This is a genomic window from Kosakonia sp. N21 (assembly GCF_050587465.1).
Taxonomy (GTDB): Bacteria; Pseudomonadota; Gammaproteobacteria; order Enterobacterales; family Enterobacteriaceae.
Map to the genome: position 1 here is coordinate 14237 of NZ_JBOBHR010000001.1, position 19033 is coordinate 33269.

The window sequence follows — 19033 nt, forward strand, 5'->3', positions numbered from 1 at the left end:
TACCTCGGATGAGCGAGCAGTTAACGGATCAGGTCCTTGTCGAAAGGGTACAGAAAGGAGATCAGAAAGCGTTCAACTTACTGGTGGTGCGCTACCAGCATAAAGTGGCGAGTCTGGTTTCCCGTTATGTTCCTTCCGGAGATGTGCCTGATGTCGTACAAGAGTCATTTATAAAAGCCTATCGCGCGCTTGATTCGTTCAGGGGAGATAGTGCTTTTTATACCTGGCTGTACCGTATTGCCGTTAACACGGCCAAAAACTACCTGGTTGCCCAAGGGCGCAGGCCGCCATCCAGCGACGTGGATGCCATTGATGCAGAAAACTTCGAAAGTGGCGGTGCACTGAAAGAAATTTCGAACCCTGAGAACTTAATGTTGTCAGAAGAACTGAGACAAATAGTTTTCCGTACTATTGAGTCGCTCCCGGAAGATTTACGCATGGCAATTACGTTGCGGGAGCTGGATGGCATGAGCTATGAAGAAATTGCGGCCATCATGGATTGCCCGGTAGGTACCGTTCGTTCACGTATCTTCCGTGCGCGGGAAGCTATTGATAATAAAGTTCAACCGCTTATCAGGCGTTGACGATAGCGGGATACTGAAAAAGGTATTAGGCATGCAGAAAGAAAAACTTTCCGCTTTAATGGATGGTGAAACGCTGGATAATGAGCTGCTCGCGGAGCTGTCTCAGGATCCGCAAATGCAGCAAACATGGGCAAGCTATCACCTTATCCGCGATGCAATGCGCGGTGATACCGCCGATGTCATCCATTTCGATATCTCAGCCCGAGTCATGGCCGCGATTGAGAATGACGCCGTTCAAGCGACTGCGCCATTGATTCCCGAAGCGCAACCCGCCCCGCACCAGTGGCAGAAAATGCCGTTCTGGCATAAGGTTCGCCCGTGGGCAAGCCAGCTTACCCAAATGGGCGTGGCTGCATGCGTATCGCTTGCTGTAATTGTTGGCGTTCAGCACTATAATGGTTCGGCTGAATCAACCCAGCAGCCCGAAGGCCCGGTGTTTAACACACTGCCGATGATGGGCAAAGCCAGTCCGGTCAGTCTGGGTGTTCCGTCTGATGCGACCGCAACCGCCGGTCAGCAACAGCAAGCGCAGGAGCAGCGCCGTCGTATCAATGCAATGCTGCAGGACTACGAACTGCAACGCCGCCTGCATGCAGAACAACTTCAGTTTGAGCAGGCGCAAACGCAGCAGGCTGCTGTGCAGGTGCCAGGAAATCAAACTTTAGGAACGCAATCGCAGTAATGAAGCAACTTTGGTGTGCCATGTCTTTTGTGGCTGCTGGTCTGTTCTTCTCTGCTAACGCCTCGGCTGATGTTTCGTCCGGGGCGTTGTTGCAGCAAATGAACGTGGCGAGTCAGTCGCTCAACTACGAACTGTCTTTTATCAGCATTAATAAGCAGGGAGTGGAGTCGTTACGCTACCGCCATGCGCGTCTGAACGACCAGCCTCTGGCTCAAATGCTGCAAATGGACGGCCCACGCCGCGAAGTGGTGCAGCGCGGTAATGAGATCAGCTACTTTGAGCCGGGTCTTGAGCCGTTTACGCTGAACGGCAACTACATTGTCGATTCACTACCCACGCTGGTTTATACCGATTTTAAACGTCTCTCTTCCTACTATGATTTCATTTCCGTAGGACGTACGCGCATTGCCGACAGACTGTGTGAGGTCATCCGCGTCGTGGCGCGTGATGGCACCCGCTACAGTTACATCGTCTGGATGGATTCGGAAACGCGCCTGCCAATGCGCGTCGACTTGCTCGATCGCGATGGCGAAACCCTCGAACAGTTCCGTGTGATCGCGTTTTCCGTGAATGCTCAGGTTGCAAACAACATGCAAACGCTGGCGAAAGCCAGTTTACCGCCTCTGCTTTCGGTCCCTGCGGGAGATAAAGTCGACTTTAACTGGGCGCCGTCCTGGTTACCAGAAGGGTTTAACGAGGTGGCCAGCAGCCGTCGTCAGTTACCAACGGTGGATGTTCCCGTTGAGTCGCGCCTTTATTCCGACGGCTTATTTAGCTTCTCGATTAACGTGAACCGCGCAAACCAGAACAGTACCGATCAGGTTCTACGCACCGGTCGCCGCACGGTTAGCACCACGGTTCGCGACAATGCCGAAATTACCATCGTAGGCGAACTCCCTCCACAAACCGCAAAACGTATTGCGGATAGCCTCAAATTCAAGGCTGCACAATGATCAAAGAGTGGGCCACCGTCGTTTCATGGCGTAACGGTGAAGCATTAGTCGAATGCGACGTCAAAGCCTCCTGCAGCAGCTGCGCCTCCCGCGCGGGCTGCGGTAGCCGCGTGTTGAATAAGTTAGGCCCACAGACCAGCCATACCATCGCCGTTCCCAGCGCAGAGCCGCTGGTGGCCGGGCAAAAAGTCGAACTTGGCATTGCTGAAGCCAGTTTGCTGGGATCGGCAGTGTTGGTGTATATGTCGCCGCTGGTTGGGTTGTTTGTCATGGGCGCTATTTTCCAGGCGCTGTTTGGCCACGATCTTGCGGCGCTGTGCGGCGCGGTGCTCGGCGGGGTGGGCGGCTTTTTACTGGCGCGAGGACTTTCACCCAAACTGGCTTCCCGCAGCGAATGGCAACCCATCATCATTAGCGTAGGTTTACCTCCGAACCTCGTTCGCGTCGACGATGCTTCCACGGAAAGTCGCCCGTAATTTCACTGTTGCAACGGTGAAAAAAGCGGCTTTTTTCTTGCTGGTATGAGCATTTCCCCGCATTGCGGTTGTAGTGTAGAATGCGGCGTTTAAGTACATTTGACGTCAGGCGCGAACAGGCCTCTTAGTTACTCGTAAGGCATAAAATCTCACTATATGAAGAATATTCGTAACTTTTCGATCATCGCTCACATCGACCACGGTAAGTCGACGCTGTCTGACCGTATTATCCAGATTTGCGGTGGTCTTTCCGATCGCGAAATGGAAGCCCAGGTACTGGACTCCATGGACCTTGAGCGCGAACGCGGTATTACCATCAAAGCCCAGAGCGTAACGCTGGACTACAAAGCCCTTAACGGCGAAACCTACCAACTGAACTTTATCGACACCCCTGGGCACGTTGACTTCTCCTATGAGGTCTCCCGCTCGCTGGCCGCGTGTGAAGGCGCGCTGCTGGTGGTGGATGCGGGTCAGGGCGTGGAAGCGCAGACGCTGGCGAACTGCTATACCGCCATCGAAATGGATCTGGAAGTGGTGCCGGTACTGAACAAAATCGACCTGCCAGCCGCCGATCCTGAGCGCGTCGCAGAAGAGATTGAAGATATCGTCGGCATCGACGCGACAGACGCAGTGCGCTGTTCGGCGAAAACCGGTGTTGGCGTGCCGGATGTGCTGGAGCGTCTGGTGCGGGACATTCCGCCGCCGGAAGGCGATCCGGACGCGCCGCTGCAGGCGCTGATCATCGACTCCTGGTTCGATAACTACCTGGGCGTGGTATCACTGGTGCGTATCAAAAACGGCACCATGCGCAAAGGCGACAAAATTAAGGTTATGAGCACCGGCCAGGTATACAACGCTGACCGTCTCGGCATCTTTACGCCGAAACAGGTTGATCGTACTGAGCTTAAGTGTGGCGAAGTGGGCTGGCTGGTCTGTGCGATTAAAGACATTCTCGGCGCACCGGTCGGGGATACGCTGACCTCTGCACGTAACCCGGCGGACAAAGCTCTGCCTGGGTTCAAAAAGGTGAAACCGCAGGTGTATGCGGGTCTGTTCCCGGTCAGCTCTGACGACTACGAAAACTTCCGTGATGCGCTCGGCAAACTGAGCCTGAACGATGCATCCCTGTTCTACGAACCGGAAAGCTCTACTGCGCTGGGCTTCGGCTTCCGCTGCGGCTTCCTCGGTCTGCTGCATATGGAGATCATTCAGGAACGCCTGGAGCGTGAATACGATCTGGATCTGATCACCACTGCGCCGACCGTCGTGTATGAAGTGCAAACCACGAACAAAGACGTGGTGTACGTCGACAGTCCGTCCAAGCTGCCGCCGCTGAACAATATTGAAGAGCTGCGCGAACCGATTGCCGAATGCCATATGCTGCTGCCGCAGGAGTATCTGGGTAACGTTATTACGCTGTGCGTGGAAAAACGCGGTGTGCAAACCAACATGGTTTATCACGGCAACCAGGTGGCGCTGACTTATGAAATTCCGATGGCGGAAGTGGTGCTCGACTTCTTCGACCGTCTGAAATCAACCTCGCGTGGCTATGCATCGCTGGATTACAACTTCAAACGTTTCCAGGCGTCTAACATGGTGCGCGTGGATGTGCTGATCAACGGCGAGCGTGTCGATGCGCTGGCGTTAATCACCCATAACGAAAATGCACCGTACCGTGGCCGTGAGCTGGTGGAGAAGATGAAAGATCTGATCCCTCGCCAGCAGTTTGATATCGCGATTCAGGCGGCTATCGGCAACCACATTATTGCCCGCTCGACGGTAAAACAGCTGCGTAAAAACGTACTGGCGAAATGCTATGGCGGCGACGTCAGCCGTAAGAAAAAGCTGCTGCAGAAACAGAAAGAAGGTAAGAAACGCATGAAGCAGGTCGGTAACGTCGAACTGCCGCAGGAAGCGTTCCTCGCCATTCTGCACGTAGGCAAAGAGAGCAAATAACCTTAAGGAGTTGGCATGGCGAACATGTTTGCCCTGATCCTGGTGATCGCGACGCTGGTGACGGGACTTTTATGGTGCCTGGATAAGTTTATTTTTGCACCAAAACGCCGGGAACGTCAGGCCACCGCGCAAATTGCGACAGGTGATGCCCTTGATAAAAAAACGCTGAAGAAAATCGGTCCGAAGCCAGGCTGGCTGGAGACCGGTGCTTCTGTTTTCCCTGTGCTGGCGATTGTACTGATCGTGCGTTCGTTTATTTTTGAGCCGTTCCAGATCCCCTCCGGTTCAATGATGCCGACGCTGCTGATTGGCGATTTTATCCTTGTGGAGAAATTCGCTTACGGTATTAAAGATCCGATCTACCAGAAAACGCTGATCGCGACCGGTCATCCGAAACGCGGTGATATTGCGGTATTTAAATACCCGGACGATCCGCGCCTGGATTACATCAAGCGTGTGGTTGGCGTACCTGGCGACAAAGTCAGTTACGATCCGGTCAGCAAGCAGGTTACCGTGCAGCCAAATTGCAGCTCCGGCCAGGCGTGCGACAACGCGCTGCCGATCACCTACAGCAATGTGGAAGCCAGTGACTTTGTGCAGACCTTTGGTCGCCGCTCCGGTGGTGAAGCAAGCAGCGGGTTCTTCCAGTTGCCTAAAAGCGAAACCATGGCGGACGGCATTCGTCTGACGGAGCGCAAAGAGACCCTGGGTGAGGTGACGCACCGTATTCTGACTGTGCCGATCGCCCAGGATCAGCTTGGCATTTATTACCGTCAGCCGGGGCAGCAACTGGCGACGTGGATTGTGCCGCCTGGTCACTATTTCATGATGGGCGATAACCGCGATAACAGTGCTGACAGCCGTTATTGGGGCTTCGTACCGGAAGCGAATCTCGTTGGCCGTGCGACGGCAATCTGGATGAGTTTCGAAAAACAAGAAGGTGAATGGCCGACAGGCGTACGACTGAATCGTATCGGCGGAATTCATTAATTAACCAGGGCGCAATTATTCCCGTTGCGCCCTGAATTATTTCCGTGATTATTCCCCTCAGACTAACGACAACCCCCCTCGTTGCGTATAGAATATTCCCCCGAAGTTTAAGGCTGGCTCCTCCGGGCGCCACAGCACACGAAACCGCGTTGGTTTTTCTCAGGTCGGTTTCGTGTGCTGCATTGTTGACGCATTTATTTATTGGTATCGCATGAATCCCATCGTAATTAATCGGCTTCAACGGAAGCTGGGCTACACTTTTCATCATCAGGATCTGTTGCAGCAGGCATTAACCCACCGCAGTGCCAGTAGCAAACACAATGAGCGTCTGGAGTTTCTTGGCGACTCGATTTTAAGCTTTGTGATTGCTAACGCGCTCTATCACCGTTTTCCCCGCGTGGATGAAGGTGATATGAGCCGTATGCGCGCTACGCTGGTTCGCGGTAATACGCTGGCGGAAATTGCCCGCGAATTCGAATTAGGCGAATGTCTGCGTTTAGGACCGGGTGAATTGAAGAGCGGCGGTTTTCGCCGTGAATCCATTCTCGCGGACACCGTTGAAGCATTAATTGGCGGGGTATTTCTCGATAGCGATATCCAGACCGTCGAACAATTAATCCTGAGCTGGTATCAAACGCGCCTGGACGAAATCAGCCCGGGCGATAAGCAAAAAGATCCGAAAACGCGCCTGCAGGAGTTTTTGCAGGGTCGCCATTTGCCGCTGCCGTCTTATCTGGTGGTGCAGGTGCGCGGCGAAGCGCACGATCAGGAATTTACTATCCACTGCCAGGTCAGCGGCCTGAGCGAACCGGTGGTCGGCACAGGTTCCAGCCGCCGTAAGGCGGAGCAGGCTGCCGCCGAACAGGCGCTGAAAAAACTGGAGCTGGAATGAGCACTGAAACTGAAAAAAGCTATTGCGGGTTTATCGCTATCGTTGGGCGTCCTAACGTCGGCAAATCCACGCTACTGAACAAACTGCTTGGGCAGAAGATTTCGATTACTTCCCGTAAAGCACAGACCACGCGCCACCGTATTGTCGGCATCCATACCGAAGGGGAGTATCAGGCGATTTACGTCGACACCCCGGGCCTGCATATGGAAGAGAAGCGCGCCATTAACCGTCTGATGAACAAAGCGGCCAGCAGTTCAATCGGCGACGTTGAGCTGGTGATTTTCGTGGTGGAAGGCACGCGCTGGACGCCAGACGACGAAATGGTGCTTAACAAACTGCGCGACGGTAAAACGCCGGTGATCCTCGCGGTCAATAAAGTGGACAACGTGCAGGAAAAAGCCGATCTGCTGCCGCACTTGCAGTTCCTGGCCAGCCAGATGAACTTCCTCGACATCGTACCGCTCTCTGCGGAAACCGGCACCAATGTCGATACCATCGCCAGCATCGTGCGCAAACACCTGCCGGAAGCCATTCATCACTTCCCGGAAGATTACGTGACCGACCGTTCTCAGCGCTTTATGGCTTCTGAGATCATTCGTGAAAAACTGATGCGTTTCCTCGGCGCAGAGCTGCCGTATTCGGTGACGGTGGAAATCGAACGTTTCATCACTAACGATCGCGGCGGTTATGACATCAACGGCTTGATCCTCGTTGAGCGCGAAGGGCAGAAGAAGATGGTGATTGGCAACAAAGGCGCCAAAATCAAAACCATCGGCATTGAAGCCCGTAAAGATATGGAAGAGATGTTTGAAGCCAAAGTTCACCTTGAACTGTGGGTGAAAGTGAAATCCGGCTGGGCCGATGACGAACGCGCGCTGCGTAGTCTCGGTTATGTCGACGATCTTTAAGCGCTGATGGCCTGACAGACGGCGAGAACACGATGGAAGGATGGCAGCGCGCATTCGTCCTCCATTCCCGTCCGTGGAGCGAAACCAGCCTGATGCTGGACGTCTTCACGGAAGAGTCGGGCCGCGTGCGCCTTGTTGCGAAAGGCGCACGTTCCAAACGCTCAAACCTTAAAGGCGCATTACAGCCTTTTACCCCTCTGCTGGTGCGCTTTGGCGGGCGTGGCGAAGTCAAAACGCTGCGCAGTGCTGAAGCGGTTTCTCTGGCGCTGCCGCTCAGCGGCATCACGCTCTACAGCGGCCTCTATGTTAATGAACTTATTGCCCGCGTGCTGGAGCATGAAACCCGCTTCTCCGAACTCTTCTTCGACTATTTACACTGTATCCAGGCGCTGGCGGGCGTAAGCGGAACGCCGGAACCTGTGCTGCGTCGCTTTGAGCTGGCGCTGCTCGGGCATCTGGGTTATGGCGTTGATTTCCTGCACTGCGCGGGCAGCGGAGAACCGGTGGATGACCTGATGACCTATCGCTACCGGGAAGAGAAAGGGTTTATTGCCAGCGTAGTGATGGATAACAGCACCTTCACCGGCCGGCACCTGCGTGCGCTGGCCGAGCGTGAATTCCCGGATGCTGATACGTTGCGTGCTGCAAAGCGCTTTACCCGTATTGCGTTAAAGCCGTATCTTGGAGGCAAGCCGTTAAAAAGCCGGGAACTGTTCCGGCAGTTTATGCCGAAGCGATAACGGAAAAAGATCAGGCCAGGCGAGGCGAAGACCGCGCCGGAACCAATGAAAACACTGAGGATTGTCATGGCTGAATTACTGTTGGGCGTCAATATCGATCATATCGCAACACTGCGTAACGCACGCGGCACGGCTTACCCGGATCCGGTGCAGGCGGCATTTATTGCTGAACAGGCGGGAGCCGACGGCATTACCGTGCATTTGCGTGAAGATCGCCGCCATATCACCGACAGAGACGTGCGTATTTTGCGCCAGACGCTGGATACGCGCATGAACCTGGAAATGGCGGTCACTGAAGAGATGCTGGCCATCGCCTGTGAAACCAAACCGCATTTCTGCTGCCTGGTGCCGGAAAAACGCCAGGAAGTCACCACCGAAGGCGGCCTCGATGTGGCCGGTCAGCGCGAGAAAATGCGTGACGCCTGCCAGCGCCTGGCGGCTGCCGGTATTCTGGTCTCGCTGTTTATCGACGCTGATGCGGAGCAAATCAAAGCCGCTGCGGACGTTGGCGCGCCGTACATCGAAATCCACACCGGTTGCTACGCTGATGCAGAAAACGATGCCGCGCAGGCGAAAGAGCTGGAGCGTATTGCCAAAGCCGCGACCTACGCCGCCAGCCTTGGCCTGAAAGTGAATGCGGGTCACGGGTTGACCTATCACAATGTGAAGGCGATTGCCGCACTGCCGGAAATGCACGAGCTGAACATTGGTCACGCCATTATTGGTCGTGCGGTGATGAGCGGTCTGAAAGAGGCCGTTGCCGAGATGAAACGCCTGATGCAGGAAGCGCGCGCGTAATGGCAATCCTCGGGCTGGGTACGGATATCGTTGAGATAGACCGCATCGCAGCGGTGATCGCCCGTAGCGGCGATCGCCTGGCGAAGCGGGTGCTGAGCGCTAACGAATGGGCGCTATACCAGGCGCATCAGCAACCGGTGCGCTTCCTGGCAAAACGTTTTGCGGTAAAAGAAGCGGCGGCGAAGGCGTTTGGCACCGGTATTCGTAACGGTCTGGCATTTAATCAGTTCGAAGTGTTCAACGACGAACTGGGTAAGCCATGTTTGCGTTTGTGGGATGAGGCGCTGCGGCTGGCGGAGCAGATGGGCGTGAAATCCACTCACGTGACGCTGGCGGATGAGCGGCACTACGCCTGCGCGACGGTGATTATTGAGCGTTAAATCTTGTCGGCGTGGTGCATCCGGACGAATTTGTCCCAGAGCTGCTCTTCTGTTTCTACGTGCGCCGGATCTTTCAGGATGGTATTGGGGATCGGGCACACTTTCTGGCAGGTCGGCGTTTCGTAGTGCCCGATGCACTCGGTGCAACGATCGCTGTTAATCTCATAGATGCTGTCACCCATCGAAATCGCCTCGTTCGGGCATTCCGGTTCGCACATATCGCAATTGATGCATTTTTTGGTGATTAACAGCGCCATCAGGAAAATCTCAGAAACATCACTAACAGGGCGGGCATTATACGATGATTCCCTGCTCAAACCAGTTTTTTTACCAGCTCCTCACTGTGGCGAATGCGTTCCGGCGCATGCTCCAGATCCTGCTGCACCAGCGCCATAAACAGTAAGTCTGTCAGCATCATTTGCGCGCTGGTGGAGGAGATGGCCGCGCTGCGTGTCGCCTGCTCTTCGGCGATGGTGTAAAGGCAATGCGTCGCCCGTTGTTGCAGGGCGTTGGGGGTAAAGCCGGTGATGGCGAGGATTTTACCGCCCACGCGCAGGGTTTCATCGGCTGCCATATTGATTTCACGCCGTTCGCCGGAATAAGAAACCGGTAACAGCAGATCGCCAGGATCCATTGCCTGCACGGTCGCCAGCAGGGCGTGCATGTCCTGTTCCACCACGGCGTTAAGACCAATTTTCATCAACTTCCAGCCGAAATTACGGGCAACCAACCCGGAAGCGCCAATACCGGTCAGGATAATGCGCCGCGCCTCGCGCAGCAGCCGCACGCTTTCCAGCAGCTTCTCTTCACTGTTGACATCCAGTGAGGCGTGCATGGCGCTCTGGTACTCTTTGATCAGTTTTTCACCCACCACACGCAGCGGATCGTCGCCACGTATCTGGTTATGCACGGGCACAGACCAGGGATTGGTGTTGCTGGCCAGCGCTTCGCTGATGGCCAGTTTCATCGCCGGAAATCCTTTGAAATCCATTTTCTGGGCGAATTTCACGACGCTCGACTGGCTAACGCCCGCTTCGGCAGCCAACTGTTGCGAACTTAAATGGCGCGCGCGATCGGGGTTTTCCAGCAGAAATTCCGCCAGCTTTTTATCGCTCTGCGCCAGGCCAGAATAGCGCTGACGGATGCGAATTAAACAGTTCATAGGATCTCCGGAGGCAATCACAACTCATACAAAAGACAGAATTTAATATTCCATTCATTGATTATTATTATGAATTAAAAATTCTTTCACGACAAAGTATCACAACCCGGCATTTGATAGCGATCAAGTGGATCCTTCGGCGCCGTGTCTTTTCACCTTGGCCGAATTATCGAGCTGACGAATGGCCGGGATCAGGCTGGCAGCAAACGTCGCGATGGCCACCGCCCCCGCTGACGCCATTAATACATTACTGCTGCCGTAATGCATGGCCAGCGGCCCGGCGGCCAGTTCACCAACCGGAATCGCAATAAACGATCCCATTGCGTCGTACGCATAGACGCGCGCCAGTTTTTCTGGCGGTATATGGGTTTGCAGCGACTGCGCCCAGGCCACGCCGAACAGACCGAAAGTGACGCCCGCGATAAAAAATGCCGCGATAAGCCACGGTGTGGGCGCAATCTGCCCTAGCAGGAAAATAGGCAGCGCGCACAACGACACCAGCATCACGCCAATAAACAGGTCGCGACGCGGACGCCAGCGCAATGCCAGGAATGAACCCGCAATCAACCCGACGCTTTGTGCCGCCACCATGATCCCCCACTGGGTACGACCAAATGAAGCATCGGCAATGATCGGGCCGAGAACCATCACCACGCCACTAAATGCGGCATTGATAATGGTGAACTGAACGACAATGGACCAGACCCACGTGCGGCTGGCGAACTCTTTCCAGCCGTCGCGCAGATCCTGCAAAATGTTAGTTTGCGCAGCGGCGATTTGCGTGACGCCGGTACGGATCCAGTAATAGAGCGGTGCCGAAGCGGCGAAGCCCAGCGCATCAATCGCCAGCCCCCAGCCAGGCCCGACGGCACTGGTCAGGATCCCGCCCAGCGAAGCGCCAACCACTGTCCCACTGTAAATACCTAATTGGATTAACGCATTGGCTTCGCGCAGGTTATGGGCAGGCACCGTCTGGGGCACTAACGCGGAGGAAGCCGGTAGCGCAATACCTGCGGCAGCGCCATTCAGGGTACCTAACAAGGCAAGGCTGATGACCGATGCGCTGCCGTCCAGCACGGACCAGGCGACAACCGCTTGCGATATCGCCGCAACAACCGAGGACGAAACCAGCACCAGGCTGCGAGAATAGCGATCCGCCAGCACACCGCCGACCAACAAGAAGGCGACATTAAAAACAGATCGCGCCGCCACGACGATGCCCAAATCGGCGGCGGAACCGCCGATGTCCAGTACCGCAAAGGCCAGTGCAATCGGTGCGATACCGTTACCCAGTACGGTGAACAGGCGGGCAAAGAACAGATGTCGAAAAGGGGCAGAGCTAAAGGCGCGCATCGTTTTGGTATGCGAATTCATGGTCACAACGGTTCCTGGAAAGATAAAGCAGTGTAGAGCATCTGTGGCGTAACGAAATAGCTGCTTTTTATTGCAGGTGCCTTGTTAACGGAAAAGTCAGGTTCTATCTGTTAGGCTATCTCTAATAGCGATCGCCAGAAGAGGAGAAATGGCGGTCGGCGTTTAACCAGGCAGAGGGACAACATTTGGCTACCAGCGAGCGCCGCGTCGTATTTTTTGATCTTGACGGAACACTGCACCAGCAGGATATGTTCGGTACGTTTTTACGTTATCTGTTGCGCCACCAGCCGTTGAATGCCTTGCTGGTGCTGCCACTGTTGCCGGTGATTGCTGGCGCGTTATTGATTAAAGGGCGCGCAGCCCGCTGGCCAATGAGCCTGCTGTTGTGGGGCTGCACCTTTGGTCACAGCGAGCGCCAACTGAAAAAGCGTGAGCAGCAGTTTGTCCGCTGGTTTCGCGAGCACGTGACGGCGTTTCCGGTGGTGCAGTCGCGGCTGACCCAGTACCTTACCGCTTCTGATGCAGATATCTGGCTGATCACGGGCTCGCCGCAACCGTTGGTGGAGCAAGTCTATTTCGATACACCCTGGTTGCCGCAGGTGAATGTGATTGCCAGTCAAATCAACCGTCGTTATGGCGGATGGGTGCTAACGATGCGCTGTCTGGGGCACGAGAAAGTGGCGCAACTGGAGCGAAAAATCGGTACGCCGCTGCGTCTGTATAGCGGTTACAGCGACAGCAAGCAGGACAACCCGTTGCTCTATTTTTGCCAGCACCGCTGGCGCGTGACGCCGCGCGGTGAGTTACAGCAACTGGAATAAACAGCGAAGGGCTGTATAATGCGCCCGCCTGAATCACTGGAGTTTTCCCCTTTGTCCAATCCTGAACTGAACCATGACTACTGGATGCGCTATGCGCTGACGCTGGCGAAACGTGCATGGGAAGAAGGCGAAGTGCCCGTTGGCGCGGTACTGGTGCATAACGACCGGGTGATTGGCGAAGGCTGGAACCGGCCGATTGGCCGTCACGATCCCACGGCGCATGCGGAGATCATGGCATTGCGTCAGGGGGGGCTGGTGCTGCAAAACTACCGCCTGATCGACACCACGCTCTATGTCACGCTGGAGCCCTGCGTGATGTGCGCCGGAGCAATGGTGCATAGCCGCATTGGTCATCTGGTATTTGGTGCGCGGGATGCGAAAACCGGCGCGGCAGGTTCGCTGATGGATGTGCTGCATCACCCGGGAATGAACCACCGGGTGGAGATCACCGAAGGGGTGCTGCGCGATGAGTGTGCGGCAATGCTGAGCGACTTTTTCCGCCAGCGTCGGCAGGAGAAAAAAGCGCTGAAAAAAACGCCCTCTGATTCACCCGAACAGTAGGGCAAGTAAAGTGCTTTACCGGTTCACTTTCAGCGGGTTTTTTACCAGCGTATCCGGCGTCAGCAGTGGGTTGCGCGGGAAAGGATCGCTGGTGGTAAAGGCGCTAAAGGGCAGTATGCCGTAGGAAGGGCGGTTCAGTTCATCCGTTGAAACCGCCGGGTAACTCTGCGCCAGCTTTAGCGCTTTGGCCGCTTCTTTCTCTTTCTCAAGCAGGTAGCCCACCAGGCTGATTTCATACTTACGGATGTTCTCCACATAAGCATACGCTTCATGCCCGCGGGCGTAGCCGTAGGTCAGTTTGCTGTACCAGGGTTTCTGGCTCAGTAGCGGCAGACGCTGTTTGACATCGGCCCAGCTATCGGGGTTGCCTTTGGTTTTCGCCGTCAGCGCGCGGGCATCCAGCATATGCGCATAACCCATATTGTAGGCCGCCAGCGCAAACCAGATTTTCTCATCCTGCGGTACGCTGTCCGGCACTTTGCTCATCATATCCAGCAAGTAGCGCGCGCCGCCGCTAATGCTCTGTTCCGCATCGGTACGATCGCTTAAGCCTAAGCTCTGCGCCGTATTTTTTGTCAGCATCATCAGGCCGCGCACCCCGGTTGGCGAGGTGGCCTGAGAGTCCCAGTGTGACTCCTGGTAGGAGATGGCCGCCAGCAGACGCCAGTCGATCTGCTGGGCATATTTCTCAAACATCGGTTGCAGGTCGGGCAGTACGCTATCGACGGCGCGCAGGAAGGTGCGTGTATCCACGTAGTCAAAGTCTTCGCCGTGCCCAAGATATTTCTCTTCCAGCCGCGCGAGGGTGCCGTCTTCATTCATATTATTGAAGAAATCCAGTATGGCGGCTGACAGAGTGTTGTCGTCATCGCGCTTGCTGAACCAGGTGACCGGCTGTTCATCGGTCACATCCAGTGCGACAGCCAGCTCCGGGTGCACCCGCTGGAACAGGCTTATCGCCACCGAGTCGGCAATGGTGTAACTCACTTTGCCTTCCAGCACCTGTTCCATCAACGCATTGGTGCCGAGCTTCTCATCCACCGTCCAGCTTAAATCCGGGTATTTTTTCTCTTTTAAGGCGCGGAGATCGTCGATCACCACATGCCCTGGTGCGACGGTCAATTGGCTGGCGTTAACGGATTGCAGTGTGCGCGGGCGAGGGCTGCCAACCCGGTAAACCAGTTGCTGAGAAACGGAGTAGTAAACCGGGCCGGTCTGGTAGTTTTTGATGCGTTCGCTGTTGTACACCAGCCCCGCTGCGAGCATATCTGCATCATCATGGTCGAGATCGTCAAATAACTGGCTGATATTCTGGCGGACGGTGACTTTGAGCTTCACGCCCAGATAGTCGGCGAAATGCTGCGCCAGGTCGTAATCCAGGCCGTAGGATTTACCGTCCACGCGGGAATAGGTGAGCGGCGAGGCAATGGTACTGACGCGCAACTCCCCGCGGGCTTTGATCGCCGCGATGCGGTTATCGGCTTTGCCGAACCAGGGAATAGAGGGCCACAGGGCCGCTGCCAGCAGCAGGGTGACAATGCCGATGAGCAGATAATTAATCTTAAATTTTTTCAATCAGTTAATTCTCTGCGCCGTACTTTGCCTCAGCAGATGGCCGTCATGATAACAACAAGGTTTGTCTGTGATTGAGCGGCATTTTGCGCAACAAAACGCCAGTTGGCAACTAATTAGAGTGGTCGGCGGCAGCTATTGTCAAAAATCCGGGCTGATTTTATTTCGACGCAAACGGTTTCGTAGGCGCTCAGGATTCTCTATAATGACGCCCGTTTTCCCCTGGTGCACACTTAAAGCGTCCCCGACGCTTCGTAATCGAAGACGAGAGACTTATGATGGAAATTCTGCGTGGTTCGCCTGCATTGTCCGCTTTTCGTATCAACAAACTGCTGGCGCGTTTTCAGGCGGCCAACCTCCCGGTCAGTAATATTTACGCCGAGTATGCTCACTTCGCCGATCTGAACGACACACTGACCGAAGAAGAGTACGCCCGGCTCCAGCGCCTGTTGAAATATGGCCCGAGCCTGAGCAGCCATACCCCAACCGGAACCTTACTGCTCGTCACTCCTCGTCCTGGCACCATCTCTCCCTGGTCTTCCAAAGCCACCGATATTGCGCACAACTGTGGTCTTAATAAGATCAACCGCCTTGAACGTGGCGTTGCGTACTATGTTGATGCAGCCGGTCTGACGGACGCCCAGTGGGCTGAGGTCGCGGCAGAACTGCACGACCGCATGATGGAGAGCGTATTCACTTCGCAGGCGGACGCTGAACGCCTGTTTGAACACCATCAGCCAGCGCCGGTACAAAGCGTCGACTTACTGGGTGAAGGCCGCCAGGCGCTGATCGACGCCAACCTGCGTCTTGGCCTGGCATTGGCAGACGATGAAATTGACTATCTGCAAGACGCCTTTACCCGTCTGGGGCGCAACCCGAACGATATCGAACTCTATATGTTCGCCCAGGCGAACTCCGAGCACTGCCGCCACAAAATCTTCAACGCCGACTGGGTGATTGATGGCAAGCAGCAGCCGAAGTCGCTGTTTAAAATGATTAAAAATACCTTCGAGAAAACGCCGGATTTCGTTTTGTCTGCTTATAAAGACAACGCCGCAGTGATGGAAGGTTCCGCTGTTGGCCGTTTCTTCGCCGATCGCGGTGAAGGCCGTTACGATTACCACCAGGAACCGGCACATATTCTGATGAAGGTGGAAACCCATAACCACCCGACGGCGATCTCTCCGTGGCCGGGTGCCGCGACCGGATCTGGCGGTGAAATCCGTGACGAAGGGGCAACCGGTCGCGGCGCGAAGCCGAAAGCGGGCCTGGTGGGTTTCTCCGTTTCCAACCTGCGTATTCCGGGTTTTGAACAGCCCTGGGAAGAAGATTTTGGTAAGCCGGAGCGTATTGTTACCGCGCTGGATATCATGACCGATGGCCCACTGGGCGGCGCGGCGTTTAACAACGAATTTGGTCGCCCGGCGCTGAACGGTTATTTCCGTACCTATGAAGAGAAAGTGAACAGCCACAACGGCGAAGAGCTGCGCGGCTACCACAAACCGATCATGCTGGCGGGCGGGATCGGTAACATTCGTGCCGATCACGTACAAAAAGGTGAGATCACCGTTGGTGCGAAACTGATCGTCCTCGGCGGCCCGGCGATGAATATCGGTCTGGGCGGCGGCGCGGCGTCCTCTATGGCGTCTGGCCAGTCTGATGCGGATCTGGATTTTGCTTCTGTTCAGCGCGACAACCCGGAAATGGAGCGTCGTTGCCAGGAAGTGATTGACCGTTGCTGGCAACTGGGCGATGCCAACCCGATCCTCTTTATTCATGACGTGGGCGCGGGCGGTCTGTCCAATGCCATGCCAGAGCTGGTCAGCGACGGTGGTCGCGGCGGTCGTTTTGAACTGCGTGACATTCTCAGCGATGAGCCGGGTATGAGCCCGCTGGAGATCTGGTGTAACGAATCACAGGAACGCTATGTGCTGGCGGTTGCCGCCGATCAACTGGCGCTGTTTGATGAGCTGTGTCGCCGCGAACGTGCGCCGTATGCGGTGATCGGCGAAGCGACCGAAGCGCAGCACCTGACGCTGAACGACAACCACTTTAACGATCAACCGATCGACATGCCGCTGGATGTGCTGTTGGGCAAAACGCCGAAGATGACCCGCAATGTTGAGACCCGTCAGGCGACCGGCGATGCGTTTACGACACAGGGCATTTCGGTTGCAGACGCAGTGAACCGCGTGCTGCATTTGCCGACCGTGGCGGAAAAAACCTTCCTTGTGACCATTGGTGACCGCACGGTAACCGGTATGGTCGCCCGCGATCAGATGGTCGGGCCGTGGCAGATCCCGGTGGCGAACTGTGCGGTGACCACCGCCAGCCTTGATAGCTACTATGGCGAAGCGATGGCGCTGGGCGAACGTGCGCCGGTTGCGCTGCTGGATTTCGCCGCTTCCGCGCGTCTGGCTGTGGGGGAGGCATTGACCAATATCGCGGCAACGCAGATTGGCAACATCAAACGCATTAAGCTGTCTGCAAACTGGATGGCGGCGGCAGGGCACCCTGGCGAAGACGCGGGCCTGTACGCCGCAGTGAAAGCGGTGGGCGAAGAGCTTTGCCCGGCGCTGGGGCTGACCATTCCGGTGGGCAAAGACTCCATGTCGATGAAAACCCGCTGGCAGGAAGGAAATGAACAGCGTGAGATGACCTCGCCGCTGTCGCTGGTGATCACTGCCTTTGCCCGCGTGGAAGATGTACGTCATACGGTAACGCCGCAGCTCTCCACCGAAGATAACGCCCTGTTGCTTATCGATCTGGGCAACGGCAACAATGCGTTGGGCGCAACGGCGCTGGCGCAGGTTTATCGTCAACTGGGCGACAAGCCAGCCGATGTGCGTAACGTTGAGCAACTGAAAGGCTTCTATGATGCCATTCAGGCACTGGTTGCGGCGGGCAAACTGCTGGCTTACCACGATCGTTCCGACGGTGGTCTGCTGGTGACGCTGGCGGAAATGGCCTTTACGGGTCACTGCGGTGTGAATGTGAACATCGCTTCCCTGGGCGGCGATCGTCTGGCAGCGCTGTTTAATGAAGAACTGGGCGCGGTGATCCAGGTGCGCGCGGGCGACCGCGAAGCGGTGGAAAGCGTGCTGGCGACATACGGTCTGGGCGATTGCGTTCATTACCTGGGCAATGCCGTATCCGGCGATCGCTTTGTCATCGAAGCCGATGGTCAGGCGGTGTTCAGCGAGAGCCGCACGACGCTTCGTATGTGGTGGGCGGAAACCACCTGGCAGATGCAGCGCCTGCGTGATAACCCGGAGTGTGCGGATCAGGAGCATGACGCGAAAGCCAATGACAACGATCCGGGCCTGAATGTAAAACTGTCGTTCGACATTAACGAAGATATCGCTGCGCCGTTTATTGCCACAGGCGCGCGCCCGAAAGTGGCAGTGCTGCGTGAGCAGGGCGTGAACTCGCATGTTGAGATGGCGGCAGCGTTCCACCGCGCGGGTTTTGATGCTATCGATGTGCATATGAGCGACCTGCTGGCCGGGCGCACCGGGCTGGAAAACGTCCATGCGCTGGTCGCGTGTGGCGGCTTCTCTTACGGTGACGTACTGGGCGCGGGCGAAGGCTGGGCGAAATCAATCCTGTTTAACGACCGCGTACGCGACGAGTTCGAAACCTTCTTCCACCGTCCGCAGACGCTGGCACTGGGCGTATGTAACGGTTGCCAGATGATGTCCAACTTGCGCGAGTTAATCCCGGGCAGCGAACTGTGGCCACGCTTTGTGCGTAACCACTCCGATCGTTTCGAAGCGCGTTTCAGCCTGGTGGAAGTGACGCAGAGCCCGTCATTGTTGCTCGGTGGCATGGTGGGATCGCACATGCCCATCGCCGTGTCTCACGGTGAAGGTCGTGTGGAAGTGCGCGACGACGCTCATCTTGCGGCGCTGGAAAGCAAAGGGCTGGTGGCGCTGCGCTACGTCGATAACTTCGGCAAGGTAACGCAGACTTACCCGGCGAACCCGAACGGCTCCCCGAACGGCATTACGGCGGTCACGAATGAAAGCGGTCGCGTGACGATTATGATGCCGCACCCGGAGCGCGTATTCCGTACGGTGTCTAATTCCTGGCATCCGGAAAACTGGGGTGAAGATAGCCCGTGGATGCGTATTTTCCGTAACGCCCGTAAACAGTTGGGCTAAGTTCGCGCGAAGCGTAAAGCC

Annotated in this window: 18 protein-coding genes; 14 read left to right on the forward strand and 4 right to left on the reverse strand. The window is 55.9% G+C overall.

The window, feature by feature from the left end; translation table 11 throughout:
• The first annotated feature begins 8 nt into the window (after positions 1–8).
• The 11 genes from rpoE to acpS all read left to right on the forward strand — a co-directional run bounded on the left by rpoE (position 9) and on the right by acpS (position 9359).
• Positions 9–584 carry an RNA polymerase sigma factor RpoE gene (gene rpoE, locus ACQ3G7_RS00065; RefSeq protein WP_061493647.1) on the forward strand — a complete coding sequence of 192 codons (576 nt, stop codon included), beginning with the start codon at positions 9–11 and terminating at the stop codon, positions 582–584.
• A 31-nt stretch (positions 585–615) separates the two neighbouring features.
• Entirely contained in the window at positions 616–1266 is a 651-nt protein-coding gene (gene rseA, locus ACQ3G7_RS00070) for an anti-sigma-E factor RseA (RefSeq protein WP_430888405.1), read from the forward strand.
• Positions 1266–2219: a sigma-E factor regulatory protein RseB gene (gene rseB / locus ACQ3G7_RS00075; RefSeq protein WP_263099758.1), complete on the forward strand. Its 954-nt coding sequence runs from the start codon at positions 1266–1268 to the stop codon at positions 2217–2219. The genes rseA and rseB overlap by 1 nt, the downstream gene beginning before the upstream one ends.
• Positions 2216–2695, forward strand: coding sequence for a SoxR-reducing system protein RseC (rseC, locus tag ACQ3G7_RS00080; RefSeq protein ID WP_263099759.1), 480 nt, complete (start codon positions 2216–2218; stop codon positions 2693–2695). The genes rseB and rseC overlap by 4 nt, the downstream gene beginning before the upstream one ends.
• A gap of 156 nt (positions 2696–2851) precedes the next feature.
• Positions 2852–4651, forward strand: coding sequence for a translation elongation factor 4 (gene lepA / locus ACQ3G7_RS00085; RefSeq protein WP_430888406.1), 1800 nt, complete (start codon positions 2852–2854; stop codon positions 4649–4651).
• Positions 4652–4666: 15 nt separating this feature from the next.
• Positions 4667–5641: a signal peptidase I gene (lepB, locus tag ACQ3G7_RS00090; protein ID WP_263099760.1), complete on the forward strand. Its 975-nt coding sequence runs from the start codon at positions 4667–4669 to the stop codon at positions 5639–5641.
• Between the two features lie 211 nt (positions 5642–5852).
• Complete coding sequence (rnc, locus tag ACQ3G7_RS00095; protein WP_061499814.1) at positions 5853–6533, forward strand: ribonuclease III; 681 nt, start codon at positions 5853–5855, stop codon at positions 6531–6533.
• Positions 6530–7441, forward strand: coding sequence for a GTPase Era (gene era, locus ACQ3G7_RS00100; RefSeq protein WP_263099761.1), 912 nt, complete (start codon positions 6530–6532; stop codon positions 7439–7441). Before rnc ends, era begins: the two co-directional genes overlap by 4 nt.
• Before the next feature lie 32 nt (positions 7442–7473).
• Positions 7474–8181, forward strand: coding sequence for a DNA repair protein RecO (recO, locus tag ACQ3G7_RS00105; RefSeq protein WP_430888407.1), 708 nt, complete (start codon positions 7474–7476; stop codon positions 8179–8181).
• A 66-nt stretch (positions 8182–8247) separates the two neighbouring features.
• Positions 8248–8979 (forward strand): pyridoxine 5'-phosphate synthase, encoded by a 732-nt coding sequence (gene pdxJ, locus ACQ3G7_RS00110; RefSeq protein WP_263099762.1) that lies wholly within the window; start codon positions 8248–8250, stop codon positions 8977–8979.
• Positions 8979–9359: a holo-ACP synthase gene (acpS, locus tag ACQ3G7_RS00115; protein ID WP_263099763.1), complete on the forward strand. Its 381-nt coding sequence runs from the start codon at positions 8979–8981 to the stop codon at positions 9357–9359. The genes pdxJ and acpS overlap by 1 nt, the downstream gene beginning before the upstream one ends.
• Here acpS and ACQ3G7_RS00120 read toward each other — a convergent pair.
• The 3 genes from ACQ3G7_RS00120 to ACQ3G7_RS00130 form a co-directional block, all read right to left on the reverse strand.
• Positions 9356–9616, reverse strand: a complete 261-nt coding sequence (locus tag ACQ3G7_RS00120; protein ID WP_430888408.1) for a YfhL family 4Fe-4S dicluster ferredoxin — start codon at positions 9614–9616, stop codon at positions 9356–9358. The two genes, acpS and ACQ3G7_RS00120, sit on opposite strands and share 4 nt — an antisense overlap.
• 56 nt (positions 9617–9672) lie before the next feature.
• Positions 9673–10521, reverse strand: a complete 849-nt coding sequence (locus ACQ3G7_RS00125; protein ID WP_263099765.1) for a MurR/RpiR family transcriptional regulator — start codon at positions 10519–10521, stop codon at positions 9673–9675.
• 123 nt (positions 10522–10644) lie between these two features.
• Positions 10645–11895: an MFS transporter gene (locus ACQ3G7_RS00130; RefSeq protein WP_430888879.1), complete on the reverse strand. Its 1251-nt coding sequence runs from the start codon at positions 11893–11895 to the stop codon at positions 10645–10647.
• 185 nt (positions 11896–12080) lie between these two features.
• On the opposite strand from ACQ3G7_RS00130, the gene yfhb reads away from it, so the two are divergent.
• Together yfhb and tadA are read left to right on the forward strand one after the other, a co-directional pair.
• Positions 12081–12716, forward strand: coding sequence for a phosphatidylglycerophosphatase C (gene yfhb / locus ACQ3G7_RS00135; RefSeq protein ID WP_263099766.1), 636 nt, complete (start codon positions 12081–12083; stop codon positions 12714–12716).
• A gap of 51 nt (positions 12717–12767) precedes the next feature.
• Entirely contained in the window at positions 12768–13277 is a 510-nt protein-coding gene (gene tadA, locus ACQ3G7_RS00140; RefSeq protein ID WP_263099767.1) for a tRNA adenosine(34) deaminase TadA, read from the forward strand.
• Positions 13278–13292: 15 nt separating this feature from the next.
• On the opposite strand, the gene mltF is transcribed toward tadA, so the two are convergent.
• A complete protein-coding gene (mltF, locus tag ACQ3G7_RS00145; RefSeq protein WP_430888409.1) occupies positions 13293–14852 on the reverse strand; it encodes a membrane-bound lytic murein transglycosylase MltF in 1560 nt (519 codons plus the stop codon).
• A gap of 272 nt (positions 14853–15124) precedes the next feature.
• Here mltF and purL point away from each other — a divergent pair, with 272 nt between their 5' ends.
• Positions 15125–19012, forward strand: coding sequence for a phosphoribosylformylglycinamidine synthase (gene purL, locus ACQ3G7_RS00150; RefSeq protein WP_263099769.1), 3888 nt, complete (start codon positions 15125–15127; stop codon positions 19010–19012).
• The last annotated feature ends 21 nt before the right edge of the window (positions 19013–19033 follow it).

Excerpts from the sequence above, each read along its gene's own strand:
- rpoE (WP_061493647.1), top strand. The coding sequence starts at position 9 with ATGAGCGAGCAGTTAACGGATCAGGTCCTTGTCGAAAGGGTACAGAAA.
- rseA (WP_430888405.1), top strand. The coding sequence starts at position 616 with ATGCAGAAAGAAAAACTTTCCGCTTTAATGGATGGTGAAACGCTGGAT.
- rseB (WP_263099758.1), top strand. The coding sequence starts at position 1,266 with ATGAAGCAACTTTGGTGTGCCATGTCTTTTGTGGCTGCTGGTCTGTTC.
- rseC (WP_263099759.1), top strand. The coding sequence starts at position 2,216 with ATGATCAAAGAGTGGGCCACCGTCGTTTCATGGCGTAACGGTGAAGCA.
- lepA (WP_430888406.1), top strand. The coding sequence starts at position 2,852 with ATGAAGAATATTCGTAACTTTTCGATCATCGCTCACATCGACCACGGT.
- lepB (WP_263099760.1), top strand. The coding sequence starts at position 4,667 with ATGGCGAACATGTTTGCCCTGATCCTGGTGATCGCGACGCTGGTGACG.
- rnc (WP_061499814.1), top strand. The coding sequence starts at position 5,853 with ATGAATCCCATCGTAATTAATCGGCTTCAACGGAAGCTGGGCTACACT.
- era (WP_263099761.1), top strand. The coding sequence starts at position 6,530 with ATGAGCACTGAAACTGAAAAAAGCTATTGCGGGTTTATCGCTATCGTT.
- recO (WP_430888407.1), top strand. The coding sequence starts at position 7,474 with ATGGAAGGATGGCAGCGCGCATTCGTCCTCCATTCCCGTCCGTGGAGC.
- pdxJ (WP_263099762.1), top strand. The coding sequence starts at position 8,248 with ATGGCTGAATTACTGTTGGGCGTCAATATCGATCATATCGCAACACTG.
- acpS (WP_263099763.1), top strand. The coding sequence starts at position 8,979 with ATGGCAATCCTCGGGCTGGGTACGGATATCGTTGAGATAGACCGCATC.
- ACQ3G7_RS00120 (WP_430888408.1), bottom strand. The coding sequence starts at position 9,616 with ATGGCGCTGTTAATCACCAAAAAATGCATCAATTGCGATATGTGCGAA.
- ACQ3G7_RS00125 (WP_263099765.1), bottom strand. The coding sequence starts at position 10,521 with ATGAACTGTTTAATTCGCATCCGTCAGCGCTATTCTGGCCTGGCGCAG.
- ACQ3G7_RS00130 (WP_430888879.1), bottom strand. The coding sequence starts at position 11,895 with ATGAATTCGCATACCAAAACGATGCGCGCCTTTAGCTCTGCCCCTTTT.
- purL (WP_263099769.1), top strand. The coding sequence starts at position 15,125 with ATGATGGAAATTCTGCGTGGTTCGCCTGCATTGTCCGCTTTTCGTATC.